This window comes from uncultured Streptococcus sp. (genome assembly GCF_963516515.1).
Classification (GTDB): Bacteria; Bacillota; Bacilli; order Lactobacillales; family Streptococcaceae; genus Streptococcus.
The window spans coordinates 1-12,692 of sequence record NZ_CAUQCJ010000002.1; the positions used below are offsets into that span (position 1 = coordinate 1).

A 12,692-nucleotide genomic window follows, 5' to 3' on the forward strand; every position below is an offset into this window, starting at 1 on the left:
TACCTTGAACGACATGTGTTAAAAGTTAGTTGAACCGCCGTATGCCGAACGGCACATACGGTGGTGTGAGAGGGGCTAGAGATTATCCCCTACTCGATTGGTTTCGTGGTATAATTTAAGCGTAAAAATAATTTTAGTTTACATTTTGTGTTTAAAATAGGAATTCATAATAGATACTAAAAATAATAACAGTAGGATGATTATAAAATTTTTGATAGTGAGTACATTTTGGAGAGTTTAAAGATTTTATCTTATTTGTTTTAGTAATTATTTTATGGTTTACATATAATCTGTGGAATAATATTCATTTCTTGACAGGTAGAAATGAAAGAAGAGAGTAACCAAACAATTTGCTGTATTTGTGTATTAGTATTAGTAGATGGATTTTGTATGTAGTCACTAATCTCACTTTTTGAAATAAAATTTACAACTAAAACCATATATTTTTGGACATTAATTTGTCTGTTTGTTTCTTTGATTCTTTCTACTATAGAATTGCTAGAATTAGCAGATTCTCTTATTCGATTAATCTGTGTTTGTATATTATTATTTTTATATTTTTCTAACCACTTATGTTGATATGTTTGTTCTAAATTAATATTTTCGATATTATCTAGAAAAACTAGATTTTTTAACGCCTGACTAACTACATCATGTAATGCAGATGCAGATTTTTTACCTCTATCACTATCAACTTGTTTGTATTTTGCATGGAAAAATCCCAAGCGATTTTCATCGAAGGCTATGTAATCAGCACGTTCATTTCCTAAATCATCGCAAATGATATCAGTATATTCTAAACCGCGTAGTCTTTTTTCTAGTATATCAAAAATGGAATCGTCAGAAAAGTTAACTGAATTTTGATTAAATATGCCTTTTTCAGATTTAGCGTTTATCATATTATTTTCTGCATGGAAATAACGTAAAAATCCTGAATCTTGTAATTTAGAGTCTTGAAATAAGGTCTTTTTATAATAAAAAAATTGTGAATTATCAAAAAGTATAGTAGAATTATTTTCAATTAATTCTTTTAAAGTTATCTCTTTATCGTCATCCTTATACTTATAAAAAACATCAATATCTTCAATATGATATGTAATTGTTTTTTTGTTTTTATTAATTTTTAATTGCTTATTTTTACTAGTCTTAAATGCGTCCTCTATTCTATTATTAGTTGTATATTTAATTTTTTGTAAAGAGCTAGAATTGTTCTTATTGAGTTTAAGATTTGTTCTACTGCTGAGTACGTAAGGATAGTTGTAATCAATTATATATTTATCATTTGATAAATTTTGTAAGTTAAATAAGCCATTATAATATTTAAATATAAAACAAGATTCAATTTCAACTTGTTCTTGACGAGTTATAAATCTCAAATCTTCATAGTCTTTTAAAAAATTTAAATCGATAAAAATTATTGTAGGAACTAACTCTTTCATTTTTGAAATATCTACAGGTTTTGCAAAATTATCAAAATATTTGGAACTGTTATTAGTATTAATACTATCAATAATAGTTTTACACCAGTTTATATATTCTTCAACCTTTAGCTTACCATTTCGATAGTTTAACTTGGATGTTGATGGAGATTGTGAAAATACAACTCCATCCTGAAGGACTCTAAAAGCTTTAAGTACATGTTTGGACGAATAAATTGGTCGAAAATTTTCTTGGAGTTTTTGCCCTTCAATGATTCTACTTCTGATACCTGACATTATTGAGGAGTTTGAAAGTGTAATTTTTTCAAATTCAGCTGTATCTTTAGTGAAGTATTTTGTGAATTCTTCAAAGGGAAGTTCAGTACCTATAATTTTTATAACCTCTTTATTGAGAGAACAAAATTTAGAATTGATTAAGATATATTCTTTATATTTTACAATAGTGCAGTAGCCATATTTAGTTTCTAATAATCTAGAGTCAGTAATAAATGAAGGTTCAGTTTGAATTTTAAAAACTTTTGAGTAGTAAAAAAAATCGGATTCATTCTTTTGATCAGTGAATTTATAGTTGCCGTTTCTTTTGTGGCAAGCACTATTAAAAAATTCATTCCATTCTTTTGGTGAAATTCTATCTTTAGCTTTAATTATTTTCACGCTAGAAGGAAATTGTAGTTTGGGTTCAGAATCAGGTATAAGTTGCATAATACGCCTTTCTAGATGTATAATTGATGTAGTTAAAAATTTTATGATTTAGTTCAATCTTACTTTATACTATCACATAAAATCAGATAAAACAATATTCTGTGAGTCTTTCTTTGTTGAAGAACTATATATGGACACTAATAATTTATGATAGTATATTGGTAAATTTTATTAGGGGATTGGTACGATGAAAAATGAAGCAAAAATAAGATTTAAAAAATATAATGATGTTTGGGAAAATGTTAAGTTAACAGAAATAGTACCTATAGTAATGGGGCAATCACCTGACAGTAAAAACTACACTGATAATCCAAATGATTATATACTAGTACAAGGTAATGCAGATATGCAGAACGGTAGAGTTGTACCAAGACTCTGGACAACACAGATTACAAAGTTAGCTGAAAAAGGTGATTTAATTTTAAGTGTTCGAGCACCAGTTGGAGATATAGGTAAAACAGATTACAATGTAGTTCTCGGACGTGGGGTAGCGGCAATAAGAGGAAATGAGTTTATATTTCAATTATTGTCAAGAATGAAACAAACTAACTATTGGGCAAAATTTTCTACGGGTTCAACTTTTGAGAGTATTAATTCAAGTGATATAAAATTAGCTGAAATTTATTTACCAAGTCAAGAAGAACAATCCGCTATCGGCTCTCTTTTCCGCAACATCGACGACCTTCTGGCTAGCTACAAGGACAATCTAATCAATTACCAATCTCTCAAGGCGACCATGCTCTCCAAGATGTTTCCCAAAGCTGGGCAGACTGTTCCTGAGATACGTTTGGATGGATTTGACGGTGAGTGGGAAAAAGTAAAGCTGAAAGATGTAACTGAGAGTATTGAATACGGAGTAAATGCTTCAGCTAAGGAATTTGATGGAGAAAATAAATATATTCGTATAACTGATATTGATGATGTTTCTCGAAAATTTAAAGAAGATAGTTTAACATCTCCAGACATTGACGTAAGTGAATGCGACAACTATCTGTTGTGCGAGAAAGATATATTATTTGCTCGTACTGGCGCAAGTGTTGGGAAAACTTATCTTTATGTTAAGAAAGATGGCAAAGTTTATTTCGCCGGTTTCTTGATTCGTGCTCGAATAAAAGACAAATTTGATTCAAAATTTATTTTTCAAAATACATTGACTGATAGATTCACACAGTATGTAAAAGTAACTTCTCAAAGATCGGGGCAACCAGGAGTTAATGGTAAGGAATATGGGGAATATGAGTTGTATTTACCAAATTATGAAGAACAACAAGCCATTGGTGCCTACTTTTCAAACCTTGATAACCTCATCAACTCTTACCAAGAAAAAATTTCTCAGCTTGAGATTTTGAAAAAGAAACTCTTGCAGGATATGTTTATATAGGAGATTAATTTTGGGTAATGAAGAATTATTAAACACAGTAAATTCACTAACTAATACTTATTATGCTGCTCTAGGTTTTGTTGCGACTGTAATATTAGGAATTCTGGCATTTGTATTTTGGGATAGAGTAAATTTTAAAAAATCTCTTGAAAAAGAATTTAAAACTATTTTAAAAGAAGAACTTAAGAATCAAAAGTTTGAAATAGATTATTACTATTTGAAGTATTTGCCATTCATTAAAAAATTAGAAACATACTATAAGGGTATGGGGATTAAAAAAGGTGGAATGATACGACCTTTTCTGAAATATTGTGATGGACCATTGAATGAGATGATAGCTTTGTATAATCGTTGTGTAAATACGTCTTTTCAACCATTTTTCGAAAGTTATTCAAGAGATTATTACGATATCTGTTACAATATAATAGAAGACACAAGAGAATTTGTAACTTATAGATTAGATACGTTAACAGAAATGGAGCTAAACGCTATAGTAAAAGTGAATAATTATATACCACAATTGAATTATATATTTACAAAATATGATTATTTAGAGTTTAAAGCAATTGTATTGGATAAAACTAATTAAACTATTTTTATGTATTGTTGAAACGATTAAGGATAGAAAGAAACATTATGGAAACAACACAAACGTCCCAGTCGCTTTACCAAGCCCTGTGGAACTCAGCGGATGTTCTCCGCTCTAAGATGGATGCCAATGACTACAAGTCCTATCTCTTGGGCATGGTCTTTTATAAGTATCTGTCAGATAAGATGCTCTTTTTCGTGGCGGAGACTATGGAGGAGGGTAGTGAGAGTCTAGAGGCTGCTCTTGAGGTCTATCGTAACTACTATGAGGATGCGGACACCCACGAGGATCTTCTTGCAGTGATGAAGGACGAACTCAACTATAGTATCAAGCCTGAGTTGACCTTTACGGCTCTAGTAGCACGTGTCAATGAGGGGACTTTCCAGCTGGAAGATTTGGCTCAGGGTTTTCGAGATATTGAGCAGAGTGATGAACTCTATGAAAACCTCTTTGAAGATATTGACCTCTATTCCAAAAAGCTAGGGGCAACTCCGCAAAAGCAAAACCAAACGGTGGCGGCGGTCATGAAGGAGTTGGCTGTGCTAGATGTGGCTGGTCATGCTGGTGATATGCTGGGGGATGCCTATGAGTATCTAATTGGTCAGTTTGCGACTGACTCGGGTAAGAAGGCTGGTGAGTTCTATACACCTCAGCCTGTTACCAAACTTATGACTCAGATTGCCTTTTTAGGTCGTGAGGATCAGCTAGGCTTTACCATCTATGATGCGACTATGGGCTCTGGCTCTCTCTTGCTCAATGCCAAGAAATACTCTCACAAACCACAGACAGTGGTCTACTTTGGTCAGGAACTCAATACCTCGACCTATAACCTAGCTCGGATGAATATGATTCTACACGGTGTTCCTGTTGAGAATCAATTTCTCCACAATGCCGATACACTAGATGAAGATTGGCCGACTCAAGAACCGACCAACTTTGACGGTGTTCTCATGAACCCTCCATACTCTGCCAAGTGGTCTGCTAGCTCTGGCTTTATGGCGGATCCTCGTTTCTCTCCTTTTGGGAAACTGGCGCCCCAGTCCAAGGCTGACTTTGCCTTTCTCTTGCATGGTTACTACCATCTCAAGCAGGATAATGGGGTTATGGCTATCGTCCTTCCTCACGGTGTTCTTTTCCGTGGCAATGCGGAGGGAACCATTCGTAAGGCCTTGTTAGAAGAAGGGGCTATTGACACAGTTATCGGTCTACCTGCTAATATCTTTTTTAATACCAGTATTCCGACCACGGTTATCATTCTCAAAAAGAACCGTACCAATCGTGATGTTTACTTTATCGATGCCTCTAAGGAGTTTGATAAGGGGAAAAACCAGAATATCATGACGGATGCTCATATCGAGAAGATTCTGGAAGCCTACAAGTCACGTGAGGAAATTGACAAGTTTGCCCATCTGGCAAGTTATGAAGAAATCGTTGAAAATGACTATAACCTCAATATCCCTCGCTATGTAGATACCTTTGAGGAAGAAGAAGTCGAACCACTGACAGATATCGTCAGCAAGATCAATACGACAAATCAAGCAATCCAAAACCAAACCGCTTCTCTACTTGAAATGCTCGGTCAACTACACGGAACCACACCGGAAGCCGATGCTGAACTCAAAAAGTTTTTGAAAGAGTTTGAAGGGTGATGGGGAAATAGTTAGATACATCTATCAGATTTGAAATCCCAGCCAAGTTAACTTTTGGCTGGTTTTTGTTTTCTAAAGATGATATAATTAAATTACCTAAAAGGTAATTCAATTTAAAGGAAAGGGACATATGAAGCTTATCTATACAAATAAAACTGTTGAAAAGCAGTGCACAGAGCTAAGGCGAGCGAAAAAGGATTTTTCGGATAAGGTTGCTGTAAAGTTGCATCTCTTGATTAACTTTTTGGAAGCAGTAGATTCTTTGGCTAGTGTGACAGCTTTTCCTAAATATCACTTTCACCAACTCAAGGGAAAGAGAAAAAGTCAGTTTGCTTTGGATATAGATGGTCGGAAAAGTTCCTATCGGTTGATTATCGGTTTTCGTGAAGAGGATTTAGAAAAGGTGTTTCCAAATCCTGTTGAGATCGAAATCTTAAAAATAGAGGAGGTCAGCAATCACTATGAGTAATAAAATTGTTGAATATAAAGACCTGATTGCTTTTCATCCAGGTCAGTATGTCAGTGAGTTAATCGAAGATTATAACGTAACGCAGAAAGAATTTGCGGAGCGTTTGGGAGTTTCAGCAAAGACTATCAGCAAGCTCGTCAATGCTGAGGAGTCCATTAGTAAAGAGACGGCTCATAAGTTAGCCAGGCTAAGCGGAGTTTCTATGCAAACCTGGCTCAATCTTCAAAATGCTTATGATGTAAAAGTGGCTGAGATTGCAGAGGAAAGAGAGCTTGAAGAAGGTAGCGAGAAAGACATCTGTGAGATGATTGATTTCAAGTATTTTAAGGAAAAAGGTTACGTTCCAGATAAACGCTATAGCTTGAAGGAAAAGATTATCGAGCTTCGCAAGATTCTCGGTGTGGTCAGTTTGGAAAAGCTCACATCTTTTAACCATCTAGTCAGTTATCGGAATACGCGTGAGTTTACGACTAAAAGTATCGTGAACTCTAATATCATGCTGGAGTTGGCATCTAAAAAAGCACGTGATACAACAACTACCAAGCTCAATCGCAAAAAGCTAGAGAAAAGCCTGCCGGCTTTAAGAGAGTTGACCAGACAGGAACCAGAAGCCTTTTCTCAACGCTTGTACGATATCTTATTAGACTGCGGTGTTGTCCTAGTAGGTCTACCTGCGTTACCAAATGCTAATCTGAATGGAGCGACTAAAAAATTCAGTAACGGCAGTGCCTTGCTTTTACTCACGGATAGAAACAAAGCATCTGATATTTTCTGGTTCTCACTCTTTCATGAGATAGGACATATTCTGGAAAATGATTTTTCATCTGATGATGGGAATAGCGAATCCTATCTTCGTTCTGAGGAACAGGCAGATCAGTTTGCAAAAGATTTCTTGATTAGTCCAGAAGATTACCAGACTTTTGTCAAAAAAGGAAACTTTGATAAGTCAGACATTCTTCGCTTTTCTGAGGAGATAGATATTCATCCAAGCGTCGTTTTAGGCAGATTACAAAATGAGGGTATTCTCGGTTTTGACCGTTTCCGAGAACTAAAAGAAAATTATTACTTTGTTTCTTGAATCTATCGAAAGTTGTAGAAGATGAAAAAAGTTTCACACGGTTAGTAATTATTATTTCTTTTTTCGCTCATATTCCGCTCATTTTTAAGATACAACTTTGTTTCCATATTCCCGGGGAACTAGTAGAAAGTAAGGAGAAATATGGAAAATAACAACCAACGTGCCCTTTGCCAGCAACTCTGGGCGAGAAACAAATACCTGGTTTTGAGTCATTCCAGCAATATTTACAATGATATTCGTCAGTATCTCAAGAATGAAGAGGTGGAGGTAAGTCATGTTCAAGAACTGATCGATTGTGCCTGCCAGATTCCAGAACACAGGGGTCAGGTTTGCAATGCCTTTCAGCATATTTGGGGTTATTTCAAAAAGAAAGCGACAGATGCTGAGCGCAAGGGCTACATGCTCTTGCTGGACAGCTACCGCTTTGGTCAGGCTTCTCAGGAAGACTTGATCGCTAAGACTCGAGACTTGCTTGATCGTTATCCAAATACCTACTTGCAATATTCGACTTTACTGAAAGGAGACTCCCATGAGACTTTGGCATGAGGCTTTGATTTCACAGCTTCCTCGTCCTCAACTCTTGGGGCAACATCGAGAGTGTTGCGCCCTGCGTGGCAATGGCTGGGGCAGAAAGCATGCGACGGTGGACTATGTCTTTACCCACTCGCCCTATCATCTCTATGCCTATCATGAATTGATCATGGAGGAAATGACTGATCGTGGCTACAATGTCAGTCTAGAATGGTTGGATAAAAACTACCGTGGCAAGACTTGTTCCCCTTATGAAGATTTAGCAGAGGAAAAGTTGACTAGTCCTATATACAGCGAACATGACGCTGCCTACTATGAGGAGTGTTTAGCTAATCTCCGAGAGAAGGGGATAGAGCTGGAATAATTGTAAGAATTATCAGCACTTTTTAACTCTCCTTGTAATTTTTTGAATAATAAAGATGAGACCTTTGGAGTTTTTCTAAGGTCTTCTTTTTATGAGTGTTCAAATTTACTTTTAATAACTTTTGAGTTATAATTAAAAATCAAGCGTGAGTTGAAGAACTTAAAAGAAAGAGGGTTAAGTGATGAAGAATAGTGCTATTGGGAGTAACTGGAAGGATGTCCGGTCAGAACTCTTTACCAAGGAGGAAATCCTTGAAAGTGATATGCGAGTGGCTATCATGAGCGAGTTGATTGAGGCCAGACATGAGCAAGGAATCAGTCAGAAAAAGCTAGAAGAACTGAGTGGAGTAAGTCAGCCTGTCATAGCTAGGATGGAAACAGGAAAGACTAGTCCTCAGTTGGACACAGTCTTGAAAGTCCTAGCCAGTTTAGGAAAGACACTAGCAGTCGTTCCACTTGAACAGGGGAAAAGTTGACCAGAATCAGTTATAGTCTTTTCTAATAACAAGTCATAGTCACTTATAAGAATTACTAATAACGCGTTTGAACCGTCTAACTAAAATACAGCTATAAAACAAGCTACACAAAGGATTTGAGGCGTTTGTCTCAAGTCTTTTTCTTTTGTTTAAAACAGAGGTATAGTTTCAAACTATATCAAAGCCTAATTTTTTACAATTATACAGACGCTTTCTTTTCTGTTAAGATAGTTTCAACAACAAATTTTGGAGGACACATCATGTCAACTACAATCATCGGTTTCCCTCGTTTGGGCGAATTCCGCGAATTAAAATTTACAACTGAAAAATACTTTAGAAAAGAAATCTCAGAAGAAGAACTCTTGGCAGCCGCAAAAGACTTGCGTGCTAAACACTGGAACATTGTCAAAGAAAAAGGCATCACTGAAATTCCATCAAATGACTTTTCTCACTATGACAACTTCCTAGATGCAGCTTTCCTCTTCAATGTGGTACCTGCTTCAGTTCAAAACTTGGACTTGTCTGACCTTGAGCGCTACTTCGCTTTGGGTCGTGGTTACCAAGGAGAAAAAGGGGACGTTCGCGCCCTTCCAATGAAGAAATGGTTCAACACCAACTACCACTACATCGTTCCTAAATTTGAAAAAGACACTCAAGTAAAACTTGCAGGTCACAAAATCTTTGATGAGTTCCAAGAAGCAAAAGAACTTGGATTGAACACTCGCCCAGTTCTTGTAGGTCCATTCACTTTCCTTCAATTGTCAGACTTTGAAGAAGGCGTGAAAGCAGAAGACTTCGTAGACAGCTTAGTGGTTGCTTACCAAGAAGTTTTTGCTAAATTGGCTGAACTTGGTGCGACTCGTATCCAATTGGATGAAGCTGCTCTTGTCAAAGACTTAACAGCTGAAGAAAAAGCTCTCTTCTTGAACCTCTACAACAAACTCTTGGCTGACAAAAAAGGTCTTGAAGTCTTGCTTCAAACTTACTTCGGAGACGTTCGTGACGTTTACGCTGACCTTGTAAACTTGCCAGTAGATGCTATCGGTCTTGATTTTGTTGAAGGTAAGAAAACTCTTGAATTGGTTAAAGGTGGCTTCCCAGCTGACAAGACTCTTTATGCAGGTATTGTCAATGGTAAAAACATCTGGCGTAACAACTACGAAAAGAGCTTGGCTGTTCTTGATCAAATTCCAGCTGAAAACATTGTCTTGACAAGCTCATGCTCACTTCTTCATGTGCCATTTACAACTGCTAATGAAGAATTTGAACCAGCAATCTTGAACCACTTTGCCTTTGCAGTTGAAAAATTGGATGAGATTCGTGATTTGGATGCTATCCGCAATGGTCAAGGTGAAGCAGCTCTTGTGGCCAACAAAGAATTCTTTGCGACTGAGCGTGTGGGTGAAAATGCGGAACTTCGTGCGCGCATCGCTGGCTTGACAGACGCAGACTACACTCGTTTGCCAGCATTTGCAGAACGTGAAGCTATCCAAGAAGAAGCTTTCAAACTTCCAGCTCTTCCAACAACAACTATCGGTTCATTCCCTCAAACTAAAGAAGTTCGTGCTAAACGTTTGGCTTACCGTAAAGGTGAATTGTCTCAAGAAGAGTACGATGCTTTCCTTGCTGAAACGATCGACGAATGGATCAAATGGCAAGAAGATATTGACTTTGATGTCCTTGTTCACGGTGAATTTGAGCGTAACGACATGGTTGAGTACTTCGGTCAAAACTTGTCAGGTTACCTCTTCTCTAAAAATGGTTGGGTACAGTCATACGGTATGCGTGGGGTTAAACCACCAATCATCTGGGGTGATGTCACTCGTCTTAACCCAATCACTGTTAAATGGTCTAGCTATGCACAAAGCCGTACAAACAAACCTGTTAAAGGGATGTTGACTGGACCTGTTACAATTCTTAACTGGTCATTCCCACGTGAAGACATCTCTATCAAGGATTCTACTCTTCAAATCGCCCTTGCTATCAAGGATGAAGTGCTTGACCTTGAAGCTGCTGGTGTGAAAATCATCCAAATCGATGAGGCTGCTCTTCGTGAGAAATTGCCACTCCGTCGTAGCGACTGGTACGAAGACTACCTTGACTGGGCAATTCCTGCCTTCCGCTTGGTACACTCAACAGTAGCGCCAGACACACAAATCCACACTCACATGTGTTACTCAGAATTTACAGATATCATCCCAGCTATCGACAACATGGATGCGGACGTTATCTCATTTGAGGCTAGCCGTTCAAACCTTGAAATCTTGGACGAACTCAAAGCGAAAAACTTCCAAACAGAAGTGGGACCTGGGGTTTACGATATCCACTCACCTCGTGTGCCAAATGAAGGCGAAATCGACCACACAATCGAAGCCATCCTTGCTAAAGTGCCAAGCAAGAAAGTTTGGATCAACCCTGACTGTGGTTTGAAAACACGTGGTATTCCAGAAACAAAAGAAAGCTTGATCCGCCTTGTTGAAGCAGCGAAAGCTGCGCGTGAGAAATTGTAAGATAGGATTCTCTAAAAGCGCTGTTTGGTCAATCTGCCTGTTTCACTTGGATTCTAGGAATCCAGCTAACGAAAAAAATCAACTAGAAAAGGATAATGACTATGTCACGCCAAACACCGTCACTCTCATTTGAAGTGTTCCCTCCCAACCCAGCCGTGGGTAATGATAACATTATTTCTGCTCTTCAAAATATGCAGGAGTTGGCTCCCCACTTTATCAGTGTAACTGCCAGCAATAATAAATTTAATATCAAGGAAACGACGGTTCGTTTGGCTGACTTTATCCAAAATGATTTGGCGATTCCGACTATTGCTCACTTGCCAGCTATCTATCTGACCAAGGACAAGGTTGCTGAAACCATTGCCGACTTGGACAAGGTTGGTGTCCAGAAAATCTTGGCTCTTCGTGGGGATATTATTCCTGATGTGGAACCACAAAAGGATTTCCGCTACGCAACTGACTTGATTGAGTTCATCAAGGAACAAGCCCCTCACTTTGATATTGTTGGTGCTTGTTATCCAGAAGGCCATCCAGATTCACCAAATCAGATTTCAGATATCCAAAATCTTAAGAAGAAAGTGGATGCAGGTTGTTCGAGCCTCGTAACTCAGCTTTTCTTTGACAATGAGCGCTTCTATGATTTCCAAGACAAGTGCATCTTGGCTGGGATTGATGTTCCCATTCATGCAGGGATTATGCCAATTCTGAATCGAAATCAGGCTCTCCGCCTCTTGAAGACTTGTGAAAATATCCATCTTCCACGCAAATTTAAAGCTATCTTAGACAAGTATGAGCATGACCCTGAGTCGCTCAGAGCAGCAGGACTTGCCTATGCAGTGGACCAAATCGTGGACTTGGTAACTCAGGATGTGGCTGGTGTGCATCTCTACACTATGAACAATGCTGAAACAGCAAAATACATCCACCAAGCGACCCATGCCTTGTTTAATCATCAGTCTCTAGGATAATAAAAAGCAAACCATTCTTCTCAAGTGAGGGGAATGGTTCCTTTTTAATGGTAAAGACCGCACTTTTTAAGAAAAATATGATAAAATAGACTCTGTACGTACTTGATACAAAGATGAGGGTATTAAAAAAATAATGCATTTAAACTGAAAGTCTTAGATGTTTTAGCATCAAATCTTTCTGATAACTAACGGTAGGAAAGAGCGACACGAACGAGTCAAATCGATGTTATTTGACGAGAGAGTTAGTAAAGCATTTAGCTAATTGCCTGATAGCGATTAGCGTGAAAGGATTAGATGCTTTAGTATCAAATCTTTCTAATGATTTGTATCTTGAGAATTGAACTCGCCTACAACTCTGTGGAAAAAGATAAATCTGCCTAGGAGCAGTCGCTCCGTCGTTCGATTTCCTATTTTCCTTTGAGTTGCTTGACGGCTTAGTATCTTGAGTAATTGAACCCGGCCGAAAAGCTGTGTAAAAAAGATAAACTGTCTTGTCTTCATCGAAGACTTCGTCAGTTTCCTATTTTTACTTTGCTT

At 37.5% G+C, this 12,692-nt stretch carries 11 protein-coding genes; 10 read left to right on the top strand and 1 reads right to left on the bottom strand.

Going from position 1 to position 12,692, the window contains the following annotated elements; all coding sequences use genetic code 11:
* Nucleotides 1-272: 272 nt before the first annotated feature.
* On the bottom strand, nucleotides 273-2,141 hold the full coding sequence (locus tag RYL77_RS00655) for a hypothetical protein (RefSeq protein WP_315009077.1): 1,869 nt from the start codon (nucleotides 2,139-2,141) through the stop codon (nucleotides 273-275).
* Between the two features lie 187 nt (nucleotides 2,142-2,328).
* Here RYL77_RS00655 and RYL77_RS00660 point away from each other — a divergent pair, with 187 nt between their 5' ends.
* The 10 genes from RYL77_RS00660 (at nucleotide 2,329) to metF (ending at nucleotide 12,155) form a co-directional block, all read left to right on the top strand.
* Nucleotides 2,329-3,522 (top strand): restriction endonuclease subunit S, encoded by a 1,194-nt coding sequence (locus RYL77_RS00660; protein ID WP_315009079.1) that lies wholly within the window; start codon nucleotides 2,329-2,331, stop codon nucleotides 3,520-3,522.
* Nucleotides 3,523-3,532: 10 nt separating this feature from the next.
* Nucleotides 3,533-4,111 carry a hypothetical protein gene (locus RYL77_RS00665; protein ID WP_285387067.1) on the top strand — a complete coding sequence of 193 codons (579 nt, stop codon included), beginning with the start codon at nucleotides 3,533-3,535 and terminating at the stop codon, nucleotides 4,109-4,111.
* 47 nt (nucleotides 4,112-4,158) lie between these two features.
* Complete coding sequence (locus tag RYL77_RS00670) at nucleotides 4,159-5,760, top strand: type I restriction-modification system subunit M (RefSeq protein WP_315009082.1); 1,602 nt, start codon at nucleotides 4,159-4,161, stop codon at nucleotides 5,758-5,760.
* Between the two features lie 130 nt (nucleotides 5,761-5,890).
* Nucleotides 5,891-6,229: a type II toxin-antitoxin system RelE/ParE family toxin gene (locus RYL77_RS00675; protein ID WP_049540926.1), complete on the top strand. Its 339-nt coding sequence runs from the start codon at nucleotides 5,891-5,893 to the stop codon at nucleotides 6,227-6,229.
* Nucleotides 6,222-7,307, top strand: a complete 1,086-nt coding sequence (locus tag RYL77_RS00680; protein WP_315009086.1) for a HigA family addiction module antitoxin — start codon at nucleotides 6,222-6,224, stop codon at nucleotides 7,305-7,307. Before RYL77_RS00675 ends, RYL77_RS00680 begins: the two co-directional genes overlap by 8 nt.
* Before the next feature lie 141 nt (nucleotides 7,308-7,448).
* Entirely contained in the window at nucleotides 7,449-7,853 is a 405-nt protein-coding gene (locus tag RYL77_RS00685) for a YbgA family protein (RefSeq protein WP_315009088.1), read from the top strand.
* Complete coding sequence (locus RYL77_RS00690; RefSeq protein ID WP_315009090.1) at nucleotides 7,837-8,202, top strand: TIGR02328 family protein; 366 nt, start codon at nucleotides 7,837-7,839, stop codon at nucleotides 8,200-8,202. Before RYL77_RS00685 ends, RYL77_RS00690 begins: the two co-directional genes overlap by 17 nt.
* Before the next feature lie 181 nt (nucleotides 8,203-8,383).
* On the top strand, nucleotides 8,384-8,677 hold the full coding sequence (locus RYL77_RS00695) for a helix-turn-helix domain-containing protein (protein WP_033686503.1): 294 nt from the start codon (nucleotides 8,384-8,386) through the stop codon (nucleotides 8,675-8,677).
* A 260-nt stretch (nucleotides 8,678-8,937) separates the two neighbouring features.
* The gene (metE, locus tag RYL77_RS00700; RefSeq protein ID WP_315009092.1) at nucleotides 8,938-11,187 is read left to right on the top strand and encodes a 5-methyltetrahydropteroyltriglutamate--homocysteine S-methyltransferase; all 2,250 of its coding nucleotides are present in this window, start codon (nucleotides 8,938-8,940) and stop codon (nucleotides 11,185-11,187) included.
* Nucleotides 11,188-11,288: 101 nt separating this feature from the next.
* The gene (gene metF / locus RYL77_RS00705) at nucleotides 11,289-12,155 is read left to right on the top strand and encodes a methylenetetrahydrofolate reductase [NAD(P)H] (RefSeq protein ID WP_049513159.1); all 867 of its coding nucleotides are present in this window, start codon (nucleotides 11,289-11,291) and stop codon (nucleotides 12,153-12,155) included.
* Nucleotides 12,156-12,692: the final 537 nt, after the last annotated feature.